Source organism: Geodermatophilus telluris, from assembly GCF_900102745.1.
In the GTDB taxonomy this organism is placed as follows: domain Bacteria; phylum Actinomycetota; class Actinomycetes; order Mycobacteriales; family Geodermatophilaceae; genus Geodermatophilus; species Geodermatophilus telluris.
Map to the genome: position 1 here is coordinate 169194 of NZ_FMZF01000003.1, position 25930 is coordinate 195123.

The following is a 25930-nucleotide window of genomic DNA, read 5'->3' on the forward strand; positions in this document are numbered from 1 at the left end:
GTCAGTGCCCTCCCTCGGGCGCGTCGATGGTGGGGACGGTCGGCGCGGCCGCGCCGGGCAGGGACCGCGCGTGGGCGAGCCAGTCGCGGGCGGTGTCGGCGTGCGCCTTGTCGATGTGCACGCCGCGGTAGCGGACCGCCCCGGAGCCGGCGGCGGCAGCGGTCCGGTAGGCGGCGAGCAGGCCCTCGTGGAACTCGACCTCGTCGGCGGTGGGGGTGAACGCCTCGTTGACCACCGGCACGTGGCTCGGGTGGATGGCGATCATGCCGCGGAAGCCGAGCTGGCGGCCCTTCTCGGCGAAGGTCTTGAGGCCCACGAGGTCGTCGAGGCGCTCCCACAGCCCGGTGAGCGGGTGGATGCCCGCCTCGCGGCAGGCCAGCAGCACCCGGCTGCGCAGGTAGAGGGTCTCCTCCCCCTCCGGCGTCCACCGGTAGCCGACGGCGCGGGCGATGTCGGCGTGCTCGGCGGTGGGGCCGATCATCGCGCCCACCCGCGGCGACGCCGTCGCGATCTCGCGGGCGTTCTGGATGGCGGCCACCATCTCCACCGGGACGATGTACTCCAGCCCCTGCGCGCCGTTGCGCGCCTCGAAGTGGTCGAGCAGCGCGTCGTAGCGCAGCACGTCGGTGGCGCTGTTGATCTTCGGCGCGAACACCCCGGTCAGCCCGGGGACGACGACGGCCTCGAGGTCTGCCCCGGTGAGCCGGGTGTCGAGCGGGTTGACCCGGACGAACAGCCCGACGCGGGGGTCGCGCGCGCGGACGGCGCGGACGGAGGCGGCGACCGTCTCGCGGGCGCCGGCCTTGAGGTCGGCGGGCACCGAGTCCTCGAGGTCGAGGACGACGCAGTCGGCGCCGGCGGCCAGCGCCTTGTCGACCCACTGCGGCTTGTGGCCGGGGACGAACAGGATCGAGCGGTACGGGACCATGCTCAGTAGCTCCGCGGGAGACCGAGCACGTGCTCGGCGGTGTAGTTGAGGACCATCTCCTGGCTGATCGGGGCGATCCGCATCAGCCGCGCCTCGCGGAAGTACCGCTCGACGTGGAACTCCTTGCCGTACCCGAACCCGCCGTGCACCTGCAGCGCGACGTCGGCGGCGAGGAAGCCGGCCTCGGCGCAGAGGAACTTCGCGGCGTTGGCCTCGCGGCCGCAGGGCAGCCCGCGGTCGACCAGCCAGGCCGCCTTCTGCACCACCTGCTCGGCGGCGTCGAGGCGGATGGCGGCGTCGGCGAGCTGGAAGCTGATGCCCTGGTTCTGCCCGATCGGGCGGCCGAACACCTCCCGCTGCCGGGCGTACTCGACGCCGCGGCGCAGCGCCGCCCGGCCGATGCCGAGCGCGGCGTTGGCGCTGATCACCCGCTCGGCGTTGAGCCCGCCGAGGATGGTGCGGAACCCGTGCCCGACCTCGCCCACGACGTCCTCGTCGGCGACGAAGAGGTCGTCGATGAACAGCTCGTTGGTGTCGACGGCGTTGCGGCCCATCTTCGGGATCTCGCGGATCTGCACGCGCTCGCGGTCGACCGGCGCGAAGAACAGCGTCAGGCCCGCGGTCTTCCTCGCGCCCGGCTCGCGCGGGCTCGTGCGGGCCAGCAGCAGCATCCGCTGGGCCTCCTGCGCCTTGGTGATCCACACCTTCTTGCCCGACACCAGCCAGCCGCCGTCGACCTTGCGCGCGGTGGTGGAGATGTTGGTGGTGTCGGTGCCGGCGTCGGGCTCGGTGACGGCGAAGGAGACGTGCAGCTCCCCGCTCGCCGCCTGCGGCAGGAACCGCTGCTTGAGCGACGCCGAGCCGTGCTCGATGACCGGGTGGAAGCCGAAGATGCCGATGTGCACGGCGCTGCAGCCGCCCATGCCGGCCCCCGAGGCGGAGATCTCGTACTCGACCAGCGCGGCCTCGGTGACGCCGAGCCCGCCGCCGCCGTACTCCTCGGGGATGGTCAGGCCGAGCCAGCCGGCGTCCTTGACCGCGTCGTAGAACTCCCAGGGGAACTCGTGCGAGGTGTCGTGCTCCATCCAGTACTCGTCCGGGAAGGCCTTGCACATCGCCCGGACGGCCTCGCGGATCTCGCGGTGGGTGGGGTCCTCGGTGAAGTCCACGGCGGTCTCCTCAGCGGGCGCCGGCCGCCGCGGGGGCGGCGGTCCGGTCGTGGGTGTCGGGGGTGACGCCGTCGGCGCGCAGTACGGCCTTCTGCACCTTCTCCGACGGGGTCTTGGGCAGCGCGTCGACGAAGCGGACGTAGCGCGGGACGGCGAAGGCCGGCACCCGGCCGGTGCACCAGTCCCACAGCTCGGCGGCGGTGACGCCGGGGCCCGCGGGGTCGGCGACGACGAAGGCCATCACCTCGTCCTCGCCGGCCTCGGAGTCGGCCGCCACCCCGACGACGGCGACCTCGAGGACGCCGGGGTGCGACAGCAGCCCCTGCTCGACCTCGTAGGAGCTGATGTTCTCCCCGCGGCGGCGCAGCGCGTCCTTGTAGCGGTCGACGAAGTAGAACCAGCCGTCGGCGTCCTTGCGCAGCGCGTCGCCGGTGTGGAACCACAGGTTGCGCCAGGCCTCGGCGGTCTTCTCCGGCATGCCGAAGTAGCCCAGCGAGCAGGTCCACGGGTGGCGCGGCCGGACGACGAGCTCGCCGACCTCGCCGTCGGGCACCTCGCGGTCGGTCTCGGGGTCGACCAGCCGGACGTCGAACCAGTCGGCGGCCTGCAGCCCGGCGGCTCCGGCGGGCCGGTCCTCGCCGTAGGGCGACAGGATCGGCGCGCTGGTCTCGGTGAGGCCGAAGACCTCGGTGAACGCCTCGATGCCGTAGCGGGCCCGGAACGCCTCGACGATGGAGCTCGCGGTGGGTGCGGCGAAGACGGTGCGCAGCACGTTGTCGGCGTCGTCGGGGCGCTCGGGCTGCTTCCAGACGAAGTCCATCATCACGCCGATGAGGTTGGTGGCGGTGACGCCGGAGTCGCGCAGCTGGTCGACCCAGCGGCTGGCGGAGAACCGCGGCCGGCAGACCAGCCGGGCGCCGGCGATGAGCGCCGGGTAGGCCGCCATGAACTGCGCGTTGCCGTGGAACAGCGGGGTGCAGGTGAAGTAGGTGTCCTCCGGCGTCAGCCGCTGCAGGCTGACGACCTCCTGGCCGAAGAAGTACATCTGCGCGTGCGGCATGGCCACGCCCTTGGACGGGCCGGTGGTGCCGGAGGTGAAGAAGATCGAGGCCAGGGAGTGCGGCGGCGGGGTGGGGAACGCCGCGCCCGGCCGGGCGCCGACGGCGAGGTCCTCCCACGGGTCGGCGGCGAAGCCGGCCTCGCGCAGCAGCGCCAGGGCCTGCTCGCGGCTGCCGGTGTCGACCACGAAGAACCGCTCGACCACCCGGGCGGCGTCCCCGATCGCGGGGAACTTGGCGGCGTGCACGTCGTCGACGACGGCGAACCGGGGTGCGGCGGTCCGCACCTGGTGCTCGAGGAAGACGCCCTCGTAGGCGGTGTTGACCGGCACCTCGACCGTGCCGCCGACGCCGGTGCCCAGCCAGGTGCGCAGGAACTGCGAGGAGTTGGCCGCCATGACGAGCACCCGGTCGCCGGTGCGCGCGCCGGCCTCGGCCAGCCGGTCGGCCACCGACTCGGCCTGCTCGAGCGCCTGGGCGTAGGTGAGGGTCAGGTCCTCCTCGGGCAGCTCGAGGAACACCGCGTCGGGACGGTGCCCGGCGTGGTGGCGCAGCACCGTCGCGAGGGTCCAGTCAGCCTGGTCCGGGAAGGCCGGCACGAGGTCCGTGTAGTAGCGCATCTCTCCCCTACCGACGCCGGTCCCGCCCCTCGGCGGGAGTGAACCCAGCTAATCATGTGCATGGTTGTTTGACCAGTGCCGGGCCGCCCGGTCAGTCGACCAGCGCCGCCTCGCCGAGGAAGGCGCGCAGCACCGAGGCGTGGGAGCGGGCCTGGCCGGCCGGGCCGGTGAACACCACCTCGCCGCGGGCCATCGCGACGACGTCGTCGGCGACCTCGAGGCCCATCTCGGCGTTCTGCTCCACCAGCAGCACCGACAGCCCGTCGTCGGCCATGGCACGGACCGCCTCGAGCACCGACTCGACCATCGTGGGGGCCAGCCCCATCGAGGGCTCGTCGAGCATGATCGCCCGCGGCGAGCTCATCAGCGCCCGGCCGAAGGCGAGCATCTGCTGCTCCCCGCCCGACAGCAGCCCGGCCGGGCCGCCGCGGCGCTCGCGCAGGATGGGGAACATGCCGTAGACGCGGTCGAGCGCCGTGCCGGACCGCTCGCGGGAGACCGTGTAGCCACCGAGGACGAGGTTCTCCTCCACGGTGAGCGGCGCGAACACCCGGCGCCCCTCGGGGACGAGCACCGTGCCCGCCCGCACGATCCGGTGCGGGGCCAGGCCGGTGACGTCGCGCCCGTCGAGGGTGACCCGCCCGGCGTGCACCTTCACCAGCCCGGCGGCGGCGCGCAGCGTGCTGGTCTTGCCCGCGCCGTTGGCGCCGAGCACCAGCGTGACCCGGCCGGGCGTGGCCGACAGGCTCACCCCGCGGACCGCCTCGGCCGTCGCGTACCGGACGTGCAGGTCAGCGATCTCCAGCACGGTGCCCCCTCTTGCCCAGGTACGCCTCCTGCACGGCGGGGTCGCGCACGACCTCGCGGGGGGCGCCCTCGGCGATCGGCCGGCCCTGGTTCATCGCCAGCAGCCGGTCACAGGTGTCGACCATCATCGAGACGTCGTGCTCGACGAGCAGCTGGGTGAGCCCCTCGTCGCGCAGCCGGCGCAGCAGGCCCGCGACCTCCAGCCGCTCGGGCTGGTTCATCCCCGCCGTCGGCTCGTCGAGCATGAGCACCCGGGGCCGGCCGGCCAGCGCCCGGGCGATCTCCACCTTCCGGGCGGTGCCGTAGGACAGCTCGCCGGGGCGCAGGTCGAGCAGGTCGCCGACGCCGGTGCGCTCGATCGCCTCCTGCACCGCCGGGGGCACGCTGCGCCGCACCAGCTCGCGGAGCCGGGCGCCGCGGCCCAGCCGCAGGTCGGCGCCGAGCTGGACGTTGCCCAGCACGGTGAGGTCGGGCAGCAGCCGCACGGTCTGGAAGGTGCGGGCGATGCCGCGGTGCGCCAGCCGGGACGGCGGGGTGCGGCCGTAGTCCGCGCCGTCGAGGGTCAGCCGGCCGCGGGTGAGCGGCACCAGCCGGGTGAGCGCGGCCAGCAGCGTGCTCTTGCCCGACCCGTTCGGCCCGAGGATGCCGAGGATGCGGCCGGTCTCGAGGGTGAGGTCGACGCCGTCGACGGCCTTGATGCCGCCGTAGTGCACGGCCACGTCGCGGCCCTCGAGGACGGCCTGCCCGGTGACCGGCGCCGCGCCGGCGGCCCCGCCGTCGACGGCGGTCACGACCGCACCTCCGCCGCCGGGCCGCCCAGGGCGGCGAGCTGCTGCTCGGCGTCGGCCGCCACCGGGGCGGCCGGCGCGGCCGCGCCCTCGGGCGGGACGCGCCGGCGGGAGGCCCGCAGCCGGCGCCAGCCGTCCTGCGCCAGCCCGAGCAGCCCGCCGGGCACCCAGACGGCGGCCGCGGCGACGAGCACGCCGTAGACGACCAGCTGCCAGTCGCCGACCACCTGCAGGACGCTGGGCAGCCAGGTGAAGATCACCGCGCCGATCGCCGCGCCGGCCCAGGACAGCGCCCCGCCGACGATGATCATCGTCAGCGCGGTGACCACGAGGTGGAAGCCGACCGTCTCCGGCGACACCGTCGTCCGCAGCAGGGCGTTCATGCCGCCGGCGCAGGCGCCGAGCGCGCCGCTGACCACGAACACCCGGCGGCGGACCCGGGTGACGTCGATGCCGAGGGAGACCGCCAGGTGCGGGTCCTCCCGGACGGCGTCGACGCGGCGGCCGTAGGCGCCCCGCTCGCTCGCCGCCAGCAGCAGCACCACGACCACGCTGATCGCCACGACGTGCGTGGTGGTCAGCGTGCTGATCGCGCCGAACAGGCCGGTGGCCCCGCCGGTGAGCTCGCCGCCGTTGGTGGCCAGGACGCCGAGGAACAGCGCGAAGGAGATGGTGGCCATGCCGAGGTAGAGCCCCGACAGCCGGGCGACCAGCAGCGCCAGCAGGTAGCCGACCACGGCCGCGAGGACCACGCCGGCGCCGATGGCCAGGACCGGGGCGAGCTGCGCGCGGATGGTGAGGATGGCCGCGGTGTAGGCGCCGATGGCGTAGCTGCCGACGCCGGCGAAGGAGAACACCCCCGCCCGCAGCGGCACCTGGATCGACAGCGCCAGCAGCAGGCTGATGAAGGTCGACTGGACCAGCACCAGGTGCGAGACCCACCAGGCGTTCACGTGCGACGGACCTCCTGTCGGCCGAGCAGGCCGTTGGGCCGGACGAGGAGCATGAGGAAGATGACGCCGAAGGCGATCGCCGGCGCCCACGTGCCCGAGGTGGTGACCAGCACCAGCGTCTCGATGCCGGCGAGCACCATGGCGCCGATGACGACGCCGGCGATGCTGCCGACGCCGCCGAGGATGATCGCGGCGAAGGCCTTGAGCAGGAACGCGTCACCGGTCTCGGGCGCGATCGAGCCCAGGTAGTAGGTGAGCAGCACGCCGGCCAGGCCGGCCAGGCCGCCGGCGACGGCCATGGTGAGCAGGGCCAGCCGGCGGCGGTCGACGCCCATCATCGAGGCGACCTCGGCGTCGACGCCGATCGCGCGCAGCGCCAGGCCGGGCCGGGCCGCGCGCAGCCACCAGCCGATGACGGCGGCCAGGCCGAGGGCGGCGACCAGCGTGACGAGCTGGACGTTGCTCAGCCGGACGAAGCCCAGGTCCCAGGTGCTCACCCGGAAGGTGCCGGCCGAGTAGCCGAAGGGCACGCTGCCGGTGAGGCGCTGGGCGACGGCGAGCGGGATGATCGCGATGCCGATGCCGCCGACCAGGATCTGCATCTCGGCCTTGCGGTGGTCGGTGGCCCGGCGCTGGATCGGCTCGAAGGCCAGCACCTGCACCAGCAGCGAGAGCACCGCGCCCACCGCGGCGCCGACCGCCAGCATCGCCGGCATGGGCAGCGCGACCTCCTGCACGAGCAGGTGGGCGGTGAAGGCCGCGAACACGAAGATCGAGCCGTGGGCGAAGTTGAGGATGCCGATCGTCCCCCACGCCAGGCTCATCCCGAGGGCGAACAGCAGGTAGAGCGACCCGAGGGTCAGCGCGTTGAGCAGGTCCTGTGCCATGGAGGTCCTCCCTCCCGGACCGGTGCCGGCGGTCGCGCCGCCGGCACCGGTGGGCGGTCAGCGGGTCAGGAGCCGGCCTCGACGGGGACCTCGGCGCTGCCGTCCCAGCGGACCAGCACGCCGGGGACCCGGGCGTCGTTGCCCTCGAAGGTGATCTCCCCCTGGGCGCCGTCGAAGCCCTCCTCGGCGACCGCGGCCAGGCCCTGCTGGATCGCGGCACGGTCGGCGCTGTCGGCCTCGGCCATGCCCCGGGCCAGGAACCACATCGCGTCGTAGGCCTCGGCGGCGTAGTTGTTCGGCGTCTCGCCGTCGTACTTCGCGCGGTAGGCCTCGACGAAGGCCCGGGTGCCCTCGTCGTCCTGGTCGGGGGTGAAGTTGGTCGGCCACACGAAGCCCGCGGCCTCCTGGCCGGCCGAGGCGAGGTTGCCCGCACCGGCCGCACTCATGCCGATCAGCTCGCCCTGGTAGCCGGCCTGCCGCAGCTGGGTGATCGCCACCGGGTACTGCGGGCCCTGCACCATGAGGAAGGCCGCGTCCGGGTCGGCGCCGGCGATCTGCGAGGCCGGGGTGGTGAAGTCCTGCTGGGTGGCCTCCACCCCGCCGGTGCTCACGACCTCGAAGCCGTGCTCGTCGGCCAGCTGCGGGACGACGTCCTCGCCGAGCTGCACCAGCGTCGGGTTGCCGCTGTTGAACAGCACCGCGGCGGAGGTGACGCCCTGCTCCTCGGCGTAGTCGCCGGCGATGTCGAAGTAGGACGCCGCCGGCGGGGTCAGCCGGAACGTGTAGTCGCCGATGACGACGCCCTCGCTGCCCGACTGCACGTAGACCGTGGGCATGCCGGCCTGGTCGACGATCGGCGACACCGCGGTCGACGACGCGCTCGCCGAGGGGCCGAGGATCGCGGCGTAGGACGGGTCGGCGATCGCCTGACTGGCGAAGCTGGCCGCCTCCTGCGGGCTGGCGGCGGAGTCGCGGTAGTCGACCTCGACGGTGGTGTCGCCCAGCAGGCCGTCGGCCTCGATCTGCTCGATCGCGAGGTCCACGCCCTTCTGCGCGTTCGTGCCGGCGAAGGACACCGGGCCGGTGAGCCCGTTGACCGACATGACCTTCACCGTGTCGGGCAGGCCGCCACCGCCCTCGCCGCCCCCACCCGAGGCGCTGCCGCCGGAGGACCCGGACCCGGGCGAGCTGCACGCCGCGACGCCGAGGACGAGCACGAGCGCGCCGGCGCCGTGCCCCACCCGTCGCCGTCCGCTCTGGAGCTCGCTGACCATGGACGCCTCCCGAAGGCTTGTAATCATGTGCAGGGTTAGCAGGACTGTAACGACGGCCACAGGGGCTGTCCAGACCCTGCGCACGGTTTCGCCGGCCTGGGGACGACGCCTCGCCCGCGCTAGGTGCACACCCGGCGGGTGTGGGGGTGCGACAGGCGCGAGGCGTGCACACACCGCGGCAGCACCCGCGCCCCGGACGCAGCGCGGCTCCGGTCCCGAGGGACCGGAGCCGCGTGACGGACTGGAACGGCCACCCTCCAGGGGCCCACGCCGAGCCTGCGAGGTGTGGGGGGGAGGGTGGTCCTTCCCTAGATGCCCTGGATCATCTTCGTCTCGAGGAAGCCGGAGATGCCCTCGGGACCGCCCTCCCGGCCGAGGCCGGACTGCTTGTAGCCGCCGAAGGGCTGGGTGACGCACATGCCCCAGTCGTTGACGTAGATCTGGCCGGTGCGCACCCGCCGGGCGATCGCCTCGCCGGCCTCCTTGTCCGCGGTGAAGACCGCGCCGGAGAGGCCGTACTGCGAGTCGTTGGCGATCCGGACGGCGTCGTCGACGCTGTCGTAGGGGATGACCACGATGACCGGGCCGAAGATCTCCTCCTGCGCGATCCGCATGGCGTTGTCGACGTCGGCGAACAGCGTCGGCTGCACGTAGTAGCCCTTGTCCAGCCCCGGCGGCCGCCCGCCGCCGGTCACCAGGCGGGCACCCTCCTCGATGCCGGTGCGGATGTAGCCCTCGACCCGCTCGCGCTGGCGCTCGGCGGCCAGCGGGCCGAGCACGGTGCCCTCCTCGCGGGGGTCGCCGACCGGCACCGACTCCATGATCGCCCGGACCTGCTCGACGACCTCCTCCTGCTTCTCGCGCGGGACCACGAGGCGGGTGAGCGCCGCGCAGACCTGCCCCGAGCTGCCGATGCCGGCGAAGGTGACCGTCTGCGCGACCGCGGAGACGTCGGCGTCGGGCAGCACGATGGCCGCCGACTTGCCGCCGAGCTCCAGGGTCACCCGGGCGATCCGCTCGGCGCACAGCGCCATGATCCGGCGGCCGGCCGCCGTCGAGCCGGTGAAGGACACCTTGTCGACGTCGGGGTGCTTGACCAGGTGCTCGCCGACCTCGCGGCCGCCGGGCAGCACGCTGATGACGCCGTCGGGCAGGCCCGCGGCCTCCAGCGCCTCGGCCAGGATCATCACCGACACCGGGCCCTCGGGCGCCGGCTTGAGGACGACGGTGCAGCCGGCCGCGAGCGCGGGCGCGATCTTCAGCGACGCCGTGGCGACCGGCCCGTTCCACGGGATGATCACCGCGGCGACCCCGACCGGCTCCCGGACGATCGTCGCCTCGCCGCCGCCGGCCACCTGCCGCCGCTCCTCGAGCTGCAGGGTGCCGGCCAGCGTCGCGGCGTCGTCCCACATGGCCGTGGCGTTGGCGTGGAAGGCCTTGCTGATCATGGCGGGGGCGCCGATCTCGATGGTGAAGCTGCGCTCCATCTCCGGGATCCGCTTGCCGACCTCCTCCCCCACCCGACGCAGTGCCGCGGCCCGCTCGGCCGGCGACATCCGCGGCCACGGCCCCTCGTCGAAGGCCCGCCGCGCGGCGGCGACGGCGGCGTCCATGTCGGCGGGGCTGGCGTGCGGGACGGTGGCGACCACCTCCTCGGTGACCGGGCTGACGACCTCGATCACCTCGTCGGTGGCCGGCGGGACCCAGTGCCCGCCGATGAAGAGCTTGTCGAACGAGCGCACGCCGGTGCCGGCGCGCTCCTCCACTGCGGTCACGGTCGTCCTCCTGGGGTGGCGGGGCGGTCAGGCATCGAAGCCCTCGAGCTCTGGCGGGGTGAGAGCGGAGATGCGCCGGCCGGCGATCCGCCAGCCCTGCGGCGTGCGGCGGTAGGTGTCCTCGTTGAGCGCGATCGCCTTGAAGGCCGCACCGCTCTTCGTGTGGCCCTCGGAGAACACGTAGTTGGTGCCGGTCGCCGTCTCGCCGTCGTCCGCGAGGTCCACGACGTGGTTGGTGATGACGTGGAACTGGTCGGCGATGGCGGCGGCGTCGCGCTCGAAGAAGCCGAGGATCGCCGCGCGCCCCTCGAACCGCTCGAGGCCGACGGGGGTGGCGTCCCAGACGGCGTCGTCGGTGAAGGCCGAGACGGCCTCCTGCGGGTCGAAGCGGTCCAGGCCGCGGGCGTAGAGGTGCGTCGCCCGCTGGATGTCGAGCACGTCGGCGACCCGGGTGTCGGGCCGGGTGAGGGTCATCGCGGGCCTCAGTCGTCGTAGACGATGACGCCGCGGATGTTCTTGCCCTCGCGCAGGTCGGCGAAGGCCTCGTTGATCTGCTCGAGCTTGTACGTCCTGGTGATCAGCTCGTCGAGCTTGAACTGGCCGCTCTTGTACATCTCGGCGATCAGCGGGATGTCGTTCTTCGAGTTCGTCGTGCCGTAGAGCGAGCCCTGCAGCCGCTTGCCCGACATCGCGAAGCTGAACAGGTCGAACTGCACGTCGCGCTGCAGCACCGGCGCGGCCGCCGTCAGCACGATGACGCCGCCGCGGCGGGTGAGCTGGTTGGCCTGCTCGACGATGTCCCCGCGGGCGACGTCGACGGTGATGATGACCCGGTCGGCGCCCTGGCCGTTGGTCATGTGCTCGATGACCTTCTGGGCCTCCTCGAAGGAGCCCACCGAGTGGGTGGCGCCGAACTGCTTGGCCTTCTCCTGCTTGAGGGGCACCGGGTCGACGGTGACGATGTTGCGCGCCCCGCGGTGCACCGCGCCCTGCACGGCGTTCATGCCGACGCCGCCGGTGCCGAAGACGACGACGGTGTCGCCGAGCTGGATCTCCGCGGCGTAGACCGCCGAGCCCCAGCCGGTGGGGACGCCGCAGCCGATGAGCGACGCGGGCATCAGCGGGATCGACGGATCGATCTTCACCGCGGAGTCGACCGGCACGGTCACGTAGGGGCTGAAGGTGCCCAGGTAGCTCATCGCGCCGACGCCCTGGCCGCGGGCGTGGATGCGGTGGGTGCCGTCGGGCGCGTACCCGGCGAGCACGCCGGCGCCCAGCTCGCACATGTTGCCCCGGCCGGCCACGCACATCCGGCACCTCCCGCAGGAGGGCAGGAACGACAGGACGACGTGGTCGCCCTCGGCGAGCTCGGTGACCTCCGGGCCGACCTCGGTGACGACGCCGGCGCCCTCGTGGCCGCCGATGATCGGCGCCCAGCCCAGCGGGATGTCGCCGGTGTCGAGGTGGTCGTCGCTGTGGCAGATGCCCGACGAGGTCAGCTTGACCATCACCTCCCGGCGCTTGGGCGGGTCGAGCTCGATCTCCTCGACGCTCCACCCCGAGTGCGTCCCGGGCTCCCACAGCAGTGCTCCGACGGTCTTCACGGCGCTCCCTCGAGTGGCTGGTCCCGGGGCGTCCTCGCACCCGGGGCGTGCGGTGGGCCGCGGCGGCAGGTGAGGCGCGGCGGGCGGCCCGGCGTCGTGACCGTAGCCACACCGCGCGGCCGGACGGAAGAGTCTCTGCGCATCTTTCGCAGGTTCACGGCAACGCGCCGTCGAGGGCTTGTCCCACTGCTAACTCTGTGCCTAGTTTGTGTGGCCTCAGTCACCCCGGCGACCCGACGGTCGTCCGGTCCCGCGATGCAGATCCGCGGTGCGCGGATCCCCTGGAGGCGAGATGGCCCTCGACGAGGCGACGACGAAGCTGCTCGAACAGCTGGCCGAGAGCGGCACCAAGCCGCTGCACGAGATGACCCCGCAGGAGGCCCGCGGCCTGACCGCGGCCCTCGGCGAGATGTACGGCCCCGGCCCCGACATGCACCGGGCGGAGATGACCAGCGCGCCGGCGGACGACGGCCACGCCATCCCCCTGCACGTGCTCGTGCCCAGCGAGTCGCCCCGCGGCGTGGTCGTCTACTACCACGGCGGCGGCTGGGTGATCGGCGCGCTGCCCGAGTTCGAGACCCTCGGCCGCACCCTCGCCCAGCGCACCGGGTGCGCGGTCGTGCTCGTCGACTACCGGATGGCGCCGGAGGACCCCTACCCCGCGGCGGCGGACGACGCCTGGGCCGCGCTGCGGTGGGTCGACGCGCACCTGGAGGAGATCGCCGGGGCCCGCGTGCCACTGGTCGTCGCCGGCGACAGCGCCGGCGGCAACCTGGCCGCGATCGTCGCGCACAAGGCCCGGGACGCCGGCGGGCCGGCGCTCGCCCTGCAGCTCCTGGTGTACCCGGTGACCGACGCGGACCTGGACAACGAGAGCTACCGGGACCCGGCCAACCAGCTGATGCTCAGCCGCGAGTCGATGGTCTGGTTCTGGGACCTCTACGCCCCCGAGCACGCCATGCGGCAGAACCCCGACGCCTCCCCGGCCCGGCTCCCCGACCACTCCGGCCTGCCGCCGGCCGTCGTCCTGCTCGCCGAGCACGACGTGCTGCGCCAGGAGGGCCAGGAGTACGCCGACGCGCTCGCCAAGGCCGGCGTCCCGGTGCAGTCCCGCGTCTTCGAGGGCCAGATGCACGGCTTCTTCACGATGGTCAACGTGCTCCCCGGCAGCGAGGCCGGGATCGCCTACGCCGTCGAGGCGATCGACCGCCAGCTCACCGCCCAGCCCGCCTGACCCGCCCTCCCGAGAGGAACACGAGCACATGTCCCAGACGCACGAGCAGCCCTCGCACGCGGTGAAGGGCGTCCCCGAGGTCGACGCGGTCGTCGTCGGCGCCGGCTTCTCCGGTCTCTACCTGCTGCACCGACTGCGCGGCCTCGGCCTGCGGGTCCAGGTGTTCGAGAAGGGCGACGGGGTCGGCGGCACCTGGTTCTGGAACCGCTACCCCGGCGCCCGCGTCGACGTGAAGAGCATGGACTACAGCTTCTCCTTCGACTCGGAGCTCGAGCAGGAGTGGGAGTGGACGGAGAAGTACCCGCCCCAGGAGGAGCTGCTCCGCTACGTCAACCACGTCGCGGACCGCTTCGACCTGCGCCGGGACATCAAGTTCAACACCCGGGTCACCGAGGCGGTGTTCGACGAGGACGTCGAGCGCTGGCACGTGCGCACCGACCAGGGTGACCAGCTCTCGACCCGGTACGTGGTCATGGCGACGGGGTGCCTGTCGGCGTCCAAGGTGCCGGAGGTGCCGGGGCTCGACCTGTTCCGCGGGCGCTGGTTCCACACGGGCCACTGGCCGAAGGAGGGCGTGGACTTCAGCGGGCAGCGGGTCGCGGTCGTCGGCACCGGCTCCTCCGGCGTCCAGTCCATCCCGCTGATCGCCGAGCAGGCCGTCGAGCTCACCGTGTTCCAGCGGACGCCGAACTTCGTCGTCCCGGCGCACAACCACCCGATCGACCCCGACCACCAGCGGTCGGTCAAGGCGGAGTACGACCGCCACCGGCAGGCCAACCGGGAGTCCGGCTTCGGCATCGCCGTGCCGCCGGCGACCAAGGGGGCGTTCGAGGCGACCGAGGAGGAGCGCCAGGCGCTCTGGGAGCGGGCCTGGTACGACCGCGACAACAGCCTGGTCACCTTCCTCACCGGCTTCACCGACATGATCACGAGCAAGGAGGCGAACGACACCGCGGCGCAGTACGTCCGGGACCGGATCGCCGAGATCGTCGAGGACCCGGAGACCGCCGCCGCGCTGCAGCCGCACGACCACCCGTTCGGCACCAAGCGGCCGTGCCTGGGCACGAACTACTACGAGACCTACAACCTGCCGCACGTCCGGCTGGTCAACGTGCGCAAGACGCCGATCGTGGAGATCACCCACCACGGGCTGCGCACCACGCAGGAGGACTTCGAGTTCGACGACCTGGTGTTCGCCACCGGCTTCGACGCGATGACCGGCGCCCTCACCGCGATCGACATCCGCGGGCGCGGCGACGTGGCGCTGAAGGACAAGTGGCACGCCGGGCCGCGCACCTACCTGGGCATCCAGGTCGCGGGGTTCCCTAACCTGTTCACGATCACCGGCCCGGGCAGCCCGTCGGTGCTGTCGAACATGATGGTCTCGATCGAGCAGCACGTGGAGTGGGTCACCGACGCGATCGCGGCGATGGAGGCGGAGGGGCTCGCGACGATGGAGCCCACGGTCGAGGCCGAGGACGCCTGGACCGCGCACGTCGACGAGGTCGGGCACATGACGCTCTACCCGACGGCCGACTCCTGGTACATGGGCTCGAACGTGCCGGGCAAGCCGCGGGTGTTCATGCCCTACATCGGCGGCGTCGGCCCGTACCGGCAGAAGTGTGACGAGGTCGCGGCGAACGGCTACGAGGGCTTCGTCCGCCGTCCCGCCCGGGTGGCCGCCGGCATGAGCTGACCCCCGCCCGCTGTCGACCTGGTGCTGTCTCGAGCGGGTGGAGGCGGCAGCAGGTCGACACCGGGCGCGGTCCCCGACGACGAGGGGGCGGGAGCCGCGGCTCCCGCCCTCTCGTCGCGCTCGGCTCAGACGAGCAGCGTGCCCATGTCCACCGGCAGCGCGGTGCCGGTGACGAACTTCGCCTGGTCGGAGAGCAGGAACAGGACGGCGTCGGAGATGTCGCCGGGCTGCACCGGGCCGTGCTCCATGACGTTGGCCATCCACCCGGGCGGGGCGTCGGCCTGCAGGTCCCGGGTGAAGAACTCGTTGCTGATCATCGGGGTGTCCACGCCGGCCGGGATGACCGTGTTGACCCGGATGCCGTACCGGCCCAGCGCCATCGCGTAGTTGCGCATCAGCGCCAGGACGCCGGACTTGGCCGCCCCGTACGCCATGTGCCCGGGGTTGAGCATCTCGGTCTTGTACGCGACCCCGCGGAAGCTCGACGTCGACCCGGTGATGACGACCGCGCCGCCGCGCCCGCGCTCGACCATGCCCGGCGTCACCGCGCGCAGCGTGAAGAAGACGCCCGAGAGGTTGGTGGCCACGGTGTCGAACCACGCCTCCAGCCGCTGCGCGTGCGGGCCGGTCGAGGGCAGGATGCCGGCGTTGGCGCAGACCAGGTCGATCCCGCCGAACTGCTCCTCCACCTGCCGCACGGCCGCCTCGACCTGCTCGACGTCGCGCACGTCGCCCTGGATGCCGAGGAACTGCCGGCCGTGCTCGCGCACCAGCTTCTCGGTCTCGGCCAGGTCGTCGGGCGTGGACATCGCGTACTGCACCGAGTCGAACTGCCGGCAGACGTCGACCACCGCGACGTCGGCACCCTCCGCCGCCAGCCGCACCGCGTGCGAGCGGCCCTGACCGCGCGCGCCGCCGGTGACCAGCGCGACCTTGCCGTCGAACCGTCCCATGTCCGTCCTCCCTGTCTCGTCCGGCCGTGCCCGCGTCAGGCGATCGCGGGCACCGGTTCGGGCGCGGGGGTCGGCAGCGCGCGGATGGCCGGCACCACCTCCCGGCCCAGCCGCTCGATCGCGGCGATGGTCTCGTCGGCCGACATCGACGGCCACTGCGGGCGCAGCAGCAGCGGGTCGACCGGGAAGCGGGTGCACAGGTCGGTGAGCTGGGCGACCACCTCGGCGTCGGTGCCGACGACGGCGTGCTGGGCGACGGTGGCGAGGAAGTCGCGGTCGAGGGTGTCGGCGTCGCCGGCGTACGTCATGCCCTTGCTCGCGTAGGACAGGTACTTGCCCTTCGACACCCGCGCGTACTCGACCAGCGCCTCGTCGCGGGAGTCGGCGACCAGCACGTTGCGGCGCACCGGCTGCGGGCCGAAGGGCTTGCCGCGGGCGGCGAAGCCCTCGCGCACCGCGGCGAAGCGCTCCTCGATCTCCTCGTAGGTGGCCTCAGGGGTCACTGGGAAGCCGTCGCCGAACCGGCCGGCGCGCCGCGCGCCCGCGACGCTCTGCGCGCCCACCCAGATCGGCGGGTGCGGGTCCTGGACCGGCTTGAGGTGCGGCTTGACGCCCTCGAGCTGCCAGAACCGGCCGTGGTGGGTGACCTCGTCCTGGGTCCAGAGCTTGACCAGCAGCTCGAGGATCTCGTCGGTGCGCGCGGCCCGCTCCTTGAACGGGATGCCGAGGTAGTCGAACTCCTCGGGGCGGTAGCCGATGCCGGCGCCGAAGACCAGCCGGCCCTCGGTGACGACGTCGAGGGTGGCGAGCTCCTCGGCCAGCAGCACCGGGTGGTACAGCGGCGCGATCATGATCTGGGTGGCCAGCCGGGTCTCGCGGTCGCACTCGGCGGCGAGCCGGGCCAGCAGCGGCACCGGCTGCAGCCAGCGCAGGTCCCCGTAGAGGAAGTGCTGGCCGATGGCGATGTAGCTCATGCCGGCCTGCTGGGCGGCGGCGACGATGCGCCGCACGTCGTCGAACTGCTGGGCGGGCGGGACGGAGCTCGGGACGTCGGAGAGCAGCATGCCGACGGCGACCATGGCGGGCCTCTTCTCTGGGGTCGGAGGTCAGCGGGCCGGACGGGTCAGCGTCTTGGCCAGCTGGCCGAGCAGCACCTCGTTGCCGCCCTCGTAGATGCGCATCGGGCGCGCGTTGCGGTAGAGCCGCTCGATCGTGGAGCCGGTGACGACGCCGAAGCGGCCGGTCATCTGCACGCACCGGTCGGCCACGCGCGAGGCGGTCTCGGTGGCCGCGACCTTGGCCATCGACGACCAGTGCAGCGCACCCTGCGGGTCGGCGGCGGCCTTGGTGGCCGCGGAGTAGGTGAGCAGCCGGGCCTGCTCGACCTCCATCCAGCAGGTGCCCAGCATCTGCGGGATCGGGCCCAGGCGGGCCAGCGGCTGGCCGAACTGCTCCCGGCCGGTGGTGTGCGCGACCGCCTCGTCGAGGGCGGCCTGCGCCAGGCCCACCGCGGAGCCGGCCACCGACACCCGGAAGGAGGCCAGCGTCTGCAGCACCAGGGGGAAGGCCTGGCCGGGCTGCCCGACGCGGGAGTCCAGCGGCACCCGGACGCCGTCGAAGCGGACCTCGCCGATGACGTGCGGGGCGATGAGGTCGGGCCCGGAGGTCACGGTGACGCCGGGGGTGTCGGCCGGCACGAAGACCAGCGAGAAGCCGGCCTCCTCCTTGGCGAGCACGGTGAAGAAGGCCGCCGCGGGGGCGTTGGTGATGAACGACTTGTGCCCGTCGAGCACCAGCTCGCCGTCGCGCTCGGCGACGGTGGTGGTGATCGAGCGCAGGTCCGAGCCGACGTCGGGCTCGGTCAGGCACAGCGCGGCGACGGCCTCGACGGAGAGCACCCGGGGCAGCCACTCCTCCTGCACCCGCGCGCTGCCGGCCACCGACAGCGCGTAGCTGCCGATCCCCTGCATCGCGAACAGCGAGTCCAGGTGCGCCGACACCCCGCCGAAGGCCTCCCGGACGACGGTGACCGCGAGCGGGTCGACGGTCTCGCTCGCCCCGCCGTGCGCGGCCGGCACGGTGACCGACACCAGCCCGCTGGCCTGCAGCGCCTCGCGCATGACCGGGTCGACGTCGGTGGCGGCGTCGGCGTCCCCGGCGTGCCAGCGCACCTTGTCGGCGGTCTGCCGGGCCCGCTCGAGGAGGTCCCGGTGGGCGGCCGGCAGCTCGAAGGACATCCTGGCTCCTCTCGGGTGCACCCCGCGGGGCGCGGCAGACGCGGCTCGGCGCCGACGTCCGGACGTATCCATGTTATTGGTGTTCATGGTTATTGTGTCAACGACCACACCGACCTGAGGAGGCGGTCCCGTGCCCGCTGCCGTCGTCGTCGACGCCGTCCGCAGTCCGATGGGCCGCGGCAAGCCCGGAGGGGCGCTGTCCGGCCTGCACCCGGTCGACCTGCTCGCCCAGGTGCTGCAGGCCCTGGCCGCGCGCACCGGCCTCGATCCCGCCACCGTCGACGACGTCCTCGTGGGCTGCGTCGGCCAGAACGGCGAGCAGTCGGCCACGCCGGGCCGGCAGGCGGTGCTCGCCGCGGGCTGGCCGGAGTCGGTGCCCTCGGTGACCATCGAGCGCAAGTGCGGCTCGGGCCAGCAGGCGCTGGACTTCGCCGTCCAGGGCGTCGTCGCCGGCGCCTACGACGTGGTCGTGGCCGCCGGCGTGGAGTCGATGAGCCGGGTGCCGATGGGCTCGGCGCGCGGCGACGCCGACCCGCACGGGCCGCGGGTCACCGAGCGGTACTCCCCCGGCCTGGTGCCGCAGGGCATCTCCGCCGAGCTCGTCGCCGACAAGTGGGGCCTGACCCGCGAGCAGCTCGACGCCTACGCCGCCCGCTCGCACGCGCGCGCCGCCGAGGCCGCCGCGGCCGGCGTGTTCGACCGCGAGCTCGTCCCGGTGACCACGCCCGACGGGGTCGTCGCCGTCGACGAGACGATCCGGCCGGGCACCACCCCGGAGAAGCTGGCCGGCCTGAAGCCCGCGTTCGCCGGTCACCCGCTGGCCGCCCGGTACCCGTCGGTGGACTGGAAGATCACCGCCGGGAACTCCTCGCAGCTCACCGACGGCGCGGCCGCGGTGCTGGTCATGAGCGAGGAGCGCGCCGCCGCGCTCGGGCTGACGCCGCGGGCGCGGGTGGTGGCCAGCGCGGTCACCGGCGACGACCCCCTGCTCATGCTCACCGGGCCGATCCCGGCCACCCACAAGCTGCTGGCCCGCTCCGGGCTGTCCCTCGACGACGTCGCCGCCGTCGAGGTCAACGAGGCCTTCGCCTCGGTGCCGCTGGCCTGGCAGGCCGAGTTCGGCGTCGACGACGACCGGCTCAACCCGCGCGGGGGCGCCATCGCCCTCGGGCACCCGCTGGGCGCCTCCGGCGTCCGGCTGGCCACCACGCTGCTCGGGTTCCTCGAGGACACCGGGCAGCGCTACGGCCTGCAGACCATGTGCGAGGCCGGCGGCATGGCCAACGCGATGGTGCTCGAGAACCTCTCCGCGAAGAGCTAGGGAAGGGCTGATCGGCATGGACGTCACTGCAGGGTCCGCGGTCGTCACCGGCGGGGCCTCGGGCCTCGGCCTGGCCACCGCCCGCCGGCTGGTCGAGCGCGGCGTGCCCACGGTCCTCGTCGACCTGCCGACCTCGGCCGGCGCCGAGCGGGCCGAGGAGCTCGGCGGCAAGACCCGCTTCGCCGCCGCCGACGTGACCGATCCCGACGCGGTCGCCGCCGCGGTCGCGCAGGCCGACGAGCTGGCCCCGCTGCGCACGCTGGTGCACTGCGCCGGCCGCGGCGGCGCGATGCGCGTCGTCGACAAGGAGGGCAGGCCCGGGTCGCTCGAGTTCTACGAGTCGGTCGTGCGGGTGAACCTGATCGGCACGTTCAACGTGCTCAGCCAGGCCGCGGCGCGGATGGCCGCGCACGAGCCGGTGGACGGCGAGGAGCGCGGCGTCTGCGTCCTGACCGCCTCGGTGGCCGCGTGGGAGGGCCAGATCGGGCAGCTGCCCTACGCCTCGGCCAAGGCGGGCATCGTCGGGCTGACCCTGGTGGCCGCCCGCGACCTGGCCAGCAAGCAGATCCGGGTGGTGACGATCGCCCCGGGCACGTTCGACACCCCGATCCTCGCCCGGCTGCCGGAGAACGTCCGCGACTCCCTCGGCCAGATGACGCCGCACCCCCGGCGGCTCGGCGTGCCCGACGAGTTCGCCCGCCTCGCGCTGGCCATCGTGGACAACCCGATGCTCAACGGCGAGACCATCCGGCTGGACGGCGCGATCCGGATGCAGCCCAAGTGAGGAAGCACCGCAGCGAGCGCCAGCGAGCGAGGAGCGGAGCGAACGTGCTGCGGAGCAGCCGGATGACACAGTGACCGGAGAGCCGGAGGTCCGGGTCGAGCGCGACGGCGCCGTCCTCGTCGTCACCATCGACCGGCCGCAGGCCAAGAACGCGATCAACACCGCGGCGGCCGAGGGCATCGGCGCGGCGATGGAGCAGCTGGACACCGACGACTCGCTGTTCGTCGGCGTGCTCACCGGCGCCGGCGGGGTGTTCAGCGCCGGCATGGACCTCAAGGCGTTCCTCGCCGGGGAGAAGCCGCACGTGCCCGGCCGCGGGTTCGCCGGGCTGGTCGAGCGGCCGCCGGCCAAGCCGCTGATCGCCGCCGTCGAGGGGCCGGCGCTGGCCGGGGGCTTCGAGATCGCGCTGGCGTGCGACCTCGTCGTGGCCGGCGAGGGCGCCTCCTTCGGCCTGCCCGAGGTCAGGCGCGGGCTGCTCGCCGGCGGCGGCGGGCTGCTGCGGCTGCCGCGCAAGGCCGGGCTGCCCAAGGCCACCGAGTGGGCGCTGACCGGGGACCGGGTGAGCGCGGCGGAGGCGCACGCCGCCGGGGTGGTCAACCGGCTGGTGCCCGACGGGCAGGCACTGACGGCGGCGCTGGAGCTCGCCCGGCAGATCGCCGGCAACGGCCCGCTGGCGGTGCAGGGCACCAAGCGGATCCTCGCCGAGGGTCCCTCGTGGCCGGCCGCGGAGGCCTTCGCCCGGCAGTGGGAGGTCTACGCGCCGATCCGCGCCTCCGAGGACGCGAAGGAGGGCGCGCGGGCCTTCACCGAGAAGCGCGCGCCGGTGTGGCGGGGCCGCTGACCCTCACTGCCAGCTGATCACCTGGTCCATCAGCTGCGGGTGCCGCTGGGTGACCCAGTCGGCGTACTCCTGCATGTGCTCGCGCATCAGCGCCTCGGCGGCGTCGGCGTCGCCCTCGGCGATGGCCCGGGCGATCGCGGCGTGCACCTCGAGCACGTGCCGGCGCTCGTCCTCGGGCGAGAGCAGGCCGGTGACCTGGTCGCGGAACACGTCCTCCAGCGAGACGCTCACCAGGTTGAGCACCGGGTTGCCCGACATGGAGGCCACCCCGCGGTGGAAGTCGGTGGTGGCGGCGTAGTAGGCCGAGTCGTCCTCGACCGCGGTGGTGTCCGGGTCGGCCACCTGACCCACCAGCTCCTGCCCGCGGCGCTCGGCCGCCAGCCGCGCCATCATCGGCTCGAGGACCAGGCGGGCCTCGATCAGCTGCCCGAAGGTCATCCCGCCGAGGTGGAAGAACAGCGTCGACATCCGGCCGTAGTCGCGGGTGCCGACCTCGATGACCATCGGCCCGCCGTTGCGGCCGGGCTTCATGGTGATCAGCCCGTGCACCTCGAGGATGCGCAGTGCCTCCCGCAGCGAGCCGCGGCCGACCCCGTAGTCCTCGAGCATCTGGGCCTCGGAGGACAGCAGCGTGCCCGGCGGCAGCTTCCGGGACACGATCTCGTGCACGATCTCCTGCGCCAGGGCCTCCGCGACCTTGGCGCCACGCTTGATGGGGCGCGGGGCCGATCCGTCGGCTCGGGGTCGCGCACTCACTGTCATGGAGCAAGCGTAGGCCGGTGAGCGCCAGAACCTGATACTGGTTCGGCCGGATGCCCCGTTGGGGTCGCCCCACCACCGGCCGGCGCCCCTGTCGCGCACGTCATGGCCGACCCGCCGTGCCTCGCGGCGGCCGGCCCGCCCGACCCACCTACCGTGGACGGGTGCCCACCTGGCCCTCCGGTCGTCCCGTGCCCCACGCGCGCATCCCGGACCGGGCCTGGCGGGCGATCGCCGGCACCGGCCCGCCGACCGCGCCGATCGGGCTGCGCGCCCAGGCCAGCCGGATGGACGAGCTCACCGTGCACGCCGCGCTGGGGCTGGCCCTGCGCATCGGGGCGTCGATGCTCGCCGTCGGGGCGTCCGCGGCCGACGCGACCGCGACGGTGCTGCGGGTCGCCGCGGCCTACGGGCTGGGCCACTGCGCGATCGACATCACCTTCACCTCGATCACGATCAGCTTCGACCGGGAGGACGCGGTGCCGCTCACCGCGATGCGGGTGGTGAACACCAGCCGGCTGGACTACACCCGCCTGCAGGGTGTCACCGACGTGGCCCGGGCGGTCGGCGCCGGGGACGTCGACGTCGAGGAGGCGCACCGCCGGCTGGACCGCGTGGTCTCCGCGCCCGCCACCTACCGCCGCAGCGTGAGCGCGCTCGGCTGGGCCGGCGTGGCCGGCTGCTTCGGGCTGGTCCTCGGCGGGGGCTGGCGGGAGGCGCTGCTCGCGGCGCTGACGACCGCCCTGGTCGAGCAGGTGATGCGCGTGCTCAACCGGCGGAGCCTGCCGCTGTTCTTCCAGCAGGTCGCCGGTGCCGCGCTGGCCACCGGGGTCGCCGTCCTCCTGCTCGTCTCGGACGTCGAGGTGCAGACCTCACTGGTCGTCGCGGCCGGCATCGTGGTGCTCCTCGCCGGGCTGTCGCTGGTCGGCGCGGCCGAGGACGCCATCAGCGGGTTCCCGGTGACCGCCGCGGCCCGGGCCTTCGAGGTGGTGACGCTGACCACCGGGATCGTCGTCGGCATCGCCGGCGTGCTCGACCTGGCCCGGCGCGCGCAGCTGCCGCTGACCGTCGTCGACCCCTCGGCGTCGCCGGTCCCCGTCCCGGTCGCGCTGGCCGCGTCCGCCGGGATCGCCGGGTTCTGGGCCCTGGCCAGCCTCGCCCGACCGCGCGCCGTGGCCCTGGCGGCGCTGGCGGGGGCGCTGGCCTGGACGACGTCCTGGGCGGCCGGCCAGGTGGGGGCCGGGCCCGCGCTGGCCAGCGGGGTCGCCGCCGTCGTCCTCGGGTTCTGCGGGGAGGTGCTGACCGAGCGGCTCCGGGTCCCCCCGCTGCTCGTCGCCGTCTGCGGCATCGTGCCGCTGCTGCCCGGGCTGGCCGTCTACCACGGCCTGTTCACCATCGTCGTCGACGCACGGATCGACGAGGGGCTCGGCGCCCTCGTCGGGGCCGCCGCGGTCGGGCTCGCGCTCGCCGCGGGCGTCACGCTGGGCGAGTACCTCGGCCGGCCGTTCGGCGGCGAGCGGGACCGCTACGACGAGCGGGTCCGCCGGCGCGCCATGACCACCGACTGAGGCCCCCCTCCGGGGCCCGAGGGCCGTTGCCCCCCGCCTCCCGCGGGAGGACGCTCGACCGCGCGGCGGGGCCGCAGGGGCGTCGCCGCGCGGTCCGAGAGGAGAACGGCATGTACGCCCGATCCACCACCATCCGCGCCGGCTCCGGCTCGCTCGACGACGCGATCGCCTACATGCGCGACGAGGTCTGGCCGGCGATGCAGGACATGGCGGGCTGCGTGGGCCTGTCGATGATGTGCGACCGGGAGACCGGCCGGTGCATCGCGACGTCGGCCTGGGAGGACCAGCAGGCGATGTGGGCCAGCGCCGACCGCATCCACCCGATGCGGGAGCACCTGGTGCAGCACTTCGGGGCGAGCGACGACATGGAGGTGCAGGAGTGGGAGATCGCCGTCCTGCACCGTGAGCACGCCGCCGCGGAGGGGGCCTGCGCCCGGATCACCTGGACCCGCGGCGAGCCGGGCCGGGCCGACCAGCTGCTCGACATGTACCGGTCGAGCCTGATGCCGCGGATCCAGGAGATGCCCGGCTTCTGCAGCCTCAGCATGCTCGTCGACCGGGACAGCGCCCGCGCCGTCGGCACGGTCGTCCTCGACGGGCGCGAGCACCTCGAGCAGACGCGGGAGCAGGCCCGGATGCTGCGCGAGGAGGGCGTCCGCATCCTGGGCGTCGACGTCCTCGACGTCGCGGAGATGGACCTCGTCCTCGCCCACCTCCGGGTGCCCGAGACCGTCTGACCTCGAGGCACCCGGCCGCGGGAGGGGCCCGGTGCGGGCTCCTCCCACCTCAGCCGAGCCGGCGCGTGCGGTCCTCGTCGAAGGACGTCCACACCCGCCGGCGGTCGGCCCGGCTGGTCACCCGGGCCATCGCGGCCACCCGGCGGCGCTGGTCGAAGGAGGCCACGTGCTGGACGACGGCGACCTCGGCCTCGCGCATCGCCCGCTCGACGGCGAACTCCGCCGGGGTCGACGGGTACTCGTGGTCCTCGACGGGGTCCTCCTCGAACGCGTGCGGGTGCGCGTACGGGCTGTCCTCGGGCAGGTGGCCGCCGATCCGGCCGTAGGCGCCGAGCATGAGCAGCAGCAGCCCGACGACGACCGAGAACACGACGTTGCGGAACTCGAAGGCGAGGAGGTTGAGGCCGGTCCGCAGGACGGCCAGGTTGACCAGCGCGGACAGCAGGAACAGCGAGCCGACGACGATCATCACGGTCGAGGCGACGCGGGGCCCCCTCGCCGCGGCGACGGCGAGCACCAGCGCGACGACCACCGACAGGAGCGAGAGCAGGCCGTTCGAGGACAGGCCGAGGATGCGCTGGCCCTGGGTGGAGAAGAAGTCGAGGCCGCCGGCGAAGCCGAGGACGCCGAAGACGAGGAGGAACAGCGCCACGAGGACGGCACCGGTGCGCTGCACGACGAACACGCGGGCGCCGAGGCTGCGCCGTTCCCGCGGCGGCGCGGAGCGCGCGGCGGGGCGGTGCGGGAGGTGGAGTCGCAGGGTCATGGTCAGCTCCCGATGGCGGAGGTGCCCCCATTCTGCGCCCCTCCCCGGCGCCCGGCGGGAGTCCCGTCGTCCTTTCTCCGACCGCCCGCGGCGCCCCGGCCACAGCTCTCGGCCGGACCGCGACGGGGACGACCCGGGCGATCCGGTCGTGCACAACAGACCTGCGGCGGGGGGCCTCACTCGGGCGGGTGGAGCGCACCTCGCGGAGGACCGAGCAGCCCCGTCCCGCCACGGAGCCGTCGCGGCAGCTAGGGTCGTGTCCGTCGGGAAGGCCCTGCGCACTGGCAGGACCCCGATGCACCACCTCAGCTAGGAGCGAGCAATGCCCGAAGGAACTGTCAAGTGGTTCAACGCGGAGAAGGGGTTCGGCTTCGCCACCCCTGACGGTGGCGGACCGGATGTGTTCGTCCACTACTCGGCCATCCAGACCAGCGGGTACCGCTCGCTCGACGAAGGCCAGCGGATCTCGTTCGACGTCGAGCAGGGTCAGAAGGGCCCGCAGGCGGCGAACGTCACCCCGCTCTGATCTCCTGATCAGCTCAGCGCCCCCGTCCGGTCCGCCGGGCGGGGGCGCTGCCGCGTCCGGAGCCGGCCGGCGGGACGAGCGTGTGCGCCCCCGCCCCGCTCCCGGCCGTGGAACGGGGCGCCGGCGCACCCGCTCAGTGGGCCCGCGGGACGTAGCCGCCGATCAGCGCCTGCATGAACAGCGCCCCCGCGTCCGGCCCCACCGCCTGCGCGGCGTCGGCGAAGGCCCGCCAGCGCTGCCGCTCGACGTCGGTGGGCGCCCTCTCCGCCCGGGTGGTCGCCTGCTCGAGCAGCCGCTCCCACTCCCCCTGCGGCGTCGGCCACAACCCCGCCAGCCGCCGCGCCTCGGCGGAGATGCCGGTGATCCGCACGATGTCGCCCGCGTGGTTGGTCAGCGGCTCGACGTAGCCGGCGGCGGCGAGCGCCTTGGCCGCGGCGACGACGTCGGCCTTCGGCAGCCCGCTGCCCGGCACCACGGAGCCCAGCAGGTACGGCGCGCCGCCGTGCTTCGGCTCGTCGACCAGCCGGGCGATGGTCCGCAGCACCGGCAGGTCGCGGGTGAACCAGACGTCGGGCAGCGGAGGAGGGCTCACCGGCCCAGTCTCCGCCGGGCGCGCCGGCGCCCCGCCACCCGGGTCACGGGGTG

The 25930-nt window shown here is 73.9% G+C and carries 25 protein-coding genes; 8 read left to right on the forward strand and 17 right to left on the reverse strand.

The window, feature by feature from the left end:
* Position 1: 1 nt before the first annotated feature.
* From BLQ97_RS11275 to BLQ97_RS11325, 11 genes are all read right to left on the reverse strand, one after another.
* Positions 2–928, reverse strand: a complete 927-nt coding sequence (locus tag BLQ97_RS11275) for an HpcH/HpaI aldolase/citrate lyase family protein (protein WP_091365981.1) — start codon at positions 926–928, stop codon at positions 2–4.
* Positions 929–930: 2 nt separating this feature from the next.
* Complete coding sequence (locus BLQ97_RS11280) at positions 931–2097, reverse strand: acyl-CoA dehydrogenase family protein (protein ID WP_091365982.1); 1167 nt, start codon at positions 2095–2097, stop codon at positions 931–933.
* Between the two features lie 10 nt (positions 2098–2107).
* Positions 2108–3775, reverse strand: coding sequence for an AMP-binding protein (locus BLQ97_RS11285; RefSeq protein ID WP_091365983.1), 1668 nt, complete (start codon positions 3773–3775; stop codon positions 2108–2110).
* A 91-nt stretch (positions 3776–3866) separates the two neighbouring features.
* Entirely contained in the window at positions 3867–4583 is a 717-nt protein-coding gene (locus tag BLQ97_RS11290; RefSeq protein ID WP_091365984.1) for an ABC transporter ATP-binding protein, read from the reverse strand.
* Positions 4567–5373: an ABC transporter ATP-binding protein gene (locus BLQ97_RS11295; RefSeq protein ID WP_091365985.1), complete on the reverse strand. Its 807-nt coding sequence runs from the start codon at positions 5371–5373 to the stop codon at positions 4567–4569. Before BLQ97_RS11295 ends, BLQ97_RS11290 begins: the two co-directional genes overlap by 17 nt.
* Entirely contained in the window at positions 5370–6323 is a 954-nt protein-coding gene (locus BLQ97_RS11300; protein WP_091365986.1) for a branched-chain amino acid ABC transporter permease, read from the reverse strand. The genes BLQ97_RS11295 and BLQ97_RS11300 overlap by 4 nt, the downstream gene beginning before the upstream one ends.
* Positions 6320–7210, reverse strand: a complete 891-nt coding sequence (locus tag BLQ97_RS11305; protein ID WP_091365987.1) for a branched-chain amino acid ABC transporter permease — start codon at positions 7208–7210, stop codon at positions 6320–6322. The genes BLQ97_RS11300 and BLQ97_RS11305 overlap by 4 nt, the downstream gene beginning before the upstream one ends.
* Positions 7211–7275: 65 nt before the next feature.
* On the reverse strand, positions 7276–8484 hold the full coding sequence (locus BLQ97_RS11310; RefSeq protein ID WP_175471689.1) for an ABC transporter substrate-binding protein: 1209 nt from the start codon (positions 8482–8484) through the stop codon (positions 7276–7278).
* 308 nt (positions 8485–8792) lie between these two features.
* Positions 8793–10259 carry an aldehyde dehydrogenase gene (locus BLQ97_RS11315; RefSeq protein WP_217637155.1) on the reverse strand — a complete coding sequence of 489 codons (1467 nt, stop codon included), beginning with the start codon at positions 10257–10259 and terminating at the stop codon, positions 8793–8795.
* A gap of 27 nt (positions 10260–10286) precedes the next feature.
* A complete protein-coding gene (locus tag BLQ97_RS11320) occupies positions 10287–10733 on the reverse strand; it encodes a nuclear transport factor 2 family protein (RefSeq protein WP_091365990.1) in 447 nt (148 codons plus the stop codon).
* Between the two features lie 8 nt (positions 10734–10741).
* Positions 10742–11863 (reverse strand): NDMA-dependent alcohol dehydrogenase, encoded by a 1122-nt coding sequence (locus BLQ97_RS11325; RefSeq protein WP_091365991.1) that lies wholly within the window; start codon positions 11861–11863, stop codon positions 10742–10744.
* Positions 11864–12155: 292 nt separating this feature from the next.
* On the opposite strand from BLQ97_RS11325, the gene BLQ97_RS11330 reads away from it, so the two are divergent.
* Both BLQ97_RS11330 and BLQ97_RS11335 read left to right on the forward strand, forming a co-directional pair.
* A complete protein-coding gene (locus tag BLQ97_RS11330) occupies positions 12156–13097 on the forward strand; it encodes an alpha/beta hydrolase (protein ID WP_091365992.1) in 942 nt (313 codons plus the stop codon).
* Positions 13098–13125: 28 nt separating this feature from the next.
* Positions 13126–14793: a flavin-containing monooxygenase gene (locus BLQ97_RS11335; protein ID WP_091365993.1), complete on the forward strand. Its 1668-nt coding sequence runs from the start codon at positions 13126–13128 to the stop codon at positions 14791–14793.
* A 125-nt stretch (positions 14794–14918) separates the two neighbouring features.
* On the opposite strand, the gene BLQ97_RS11340 is transcribed toward BLQ97_RS11335, so the two are convergent.
* From BLQ97_RS11340 to BLQ97_RS11350, 3 genes are read right to left on the reverse strand one after another with little or no spacing between them, the layout of a single operon-like run.
* Complete coding sequence (locus tag BLQ97_RS11340) at positions 14919–15746, reverse strand: mycofactocin-coupled SDR family oxidoreductase (RefSeq protein WP_091365994.1); 828 nt, start codon at positions 15744–15746, stop codon at positions 14919–14921.
* Positions 15747–15781: 35 nt separating this feature from the next.
* Positions 15782–16825 carry an LLM class flavin-dependent oxidoreductase gene (locus tag BLQ97_RS11345; protein ID WP_091365995.1) on the reverse strand — a complete coding sequence of 348 codons (1044 nt, stop codon included), beginning with the start codon at positions 16823–16825 and terminating at the stop codon, positions 15782–15784.
* A gap of 27 nt (positions 16826–16852) precedes the next feature.
* A complete protein-coding gene (locus BLQ97_RS11350) occupies positions 16853–17983 on the reverse strand; it encodes an acyl-CoA dehydrogenase family protein (RefSeq protein WP_091365996.1) in 1131 nt (376 codons plus the stop codon).
* A gap of 130 nt (positions 17984–18113) precedes the next feature.
* On the opposite strand from BLQ97_RS11350, the gene BLQ97_RS11355 reads away from it, so the two are divergent.
* The 3 genes from BLQ97_RS11355 (at position 18114) to BLQ97_RS11365 (ending at position 20929) form a co-directional block, all read left to right on the forward strand.
* A complete protein-coding gene (locus tag BLQ97_RS11355; protein ID WP_091365997.1) occupies positions 18114–19304 on the forward strand; it encodes a thiolase family protein in 1191 nt (396 codons plus the stop codon).
* A 16-nt stretch (positions 19305–19320) separates the two neighbouring features.
* Positions 19321–20088: an SDR family NAD(P)-dependent oxidoreductase gene (locus BLQ97_RS11360; RefSeq protein WP_091365998.1), complete on the forward strand. Its 768-nt coding sequence runs from the start codon at positions 19321–19323 to the stop codon at positions 20086–20088.
* Positions 20089–20158: 70 nt separating this feature from the next.
* The gene (locus tag BLQ97_RS11365) at positions 20159–20929 is read left to right on the forward strand and encodes a crotonase/enoyl-CoA hydratase family protein (protein WP_091365999.1); all 771 of its coding nucleotides are present in this window, start codon (positions 20159–20161) and stop codon (positions 20927–20929) included.
* 3 nt (positions 20930–20932) lie between these two features.
* Here BLQ97_RS11365 and BLQ97_RS11370 read toward each other — a convergent pair whose 3' ends face one another.
* Positions 20933–21691, reverse strand: a complete 759-nt coding sequence (locus tag BLQ97_RS11370) for a FadR/GntR family transcriptional regulator (RefSeq protein ID WP_091366000.1) — start codon at positions 21689–21691, stop codon at positions 20933–20935.
* 188 nt (positions 21692–21879) lie between these two features.
* Between BLQ97_RS11370 and BLQ97_RS11375 the strand changes: the two genes are divergently transcribed.
* A complete protein-coding gene (locus tag BLQ97_RS11375; RefSeq protein WP_245692079.1) occupies positions 21880–23256 on the forward strand; it encodes a threonine/serine exporter family protein in 1377 nt (458 codons plus the stop codon).
* 110 nt (positions 23257–23366) lie between these two features.
* Complete coding sequence (locus BLQ97_RS11380; protein WP_091366002.1) at positions 23367–23993, forward strand: hypothetical protein; 627 nt, start codon at positions 23367–23369, stop codon at positions 23991–23993.
* Between the two features lie 49 nt (positions 23994–24042).
* Here the strand turns inward: BLQ97_RS11380 and BLQ97_RS11385 are convergent, their stop codons facing one another.
* A complete protein-coding gene (locus BLQ97_RS11385) occupies positions 24043–24759 on the reverse strand; it encodes a DUF4383 domain-containing protein (protein ID WP_091366003.1) in 717 nt (238 codons plus the stop codon).
* 322 nt (positions 24760–25081) lie between these two features.
* Here BLQ97_RS11385 and BLQ97_RS11390 point away from each other — a divergent pair, with 322 nt between their 5' ends.
* Positions 25082–25285 carry a cold-shock protein gene (locus BLQ97_RS11390; protein ID WP_073420333.1) on the forward strand — a complete coding sequence of 68 codons (204 nt, stop codon included), beginning with the start codon at positions 25082–25084 and terminating at the stop codon, positions 25283–25285.
* A gap of 133 nt (positions 25286–25418) precedes the next feature.
* Here BLQ97_RS11390 and BLQ97_RS11395 read toward each other — a convergent pair whose 3' ends face one another.
* On the reverse strand, positions 25419–25877 hold the full coding sequence (locus BLQ97_RS11395; RefSeq protein ID WP_091366004.1) for a hypothetical protein: 459 nt from the start codon (positions 25875–25877) through the stop codon (positions 25419–25421).
* Positions 25878–25930 lie beyond the last annotated feature (53 nt).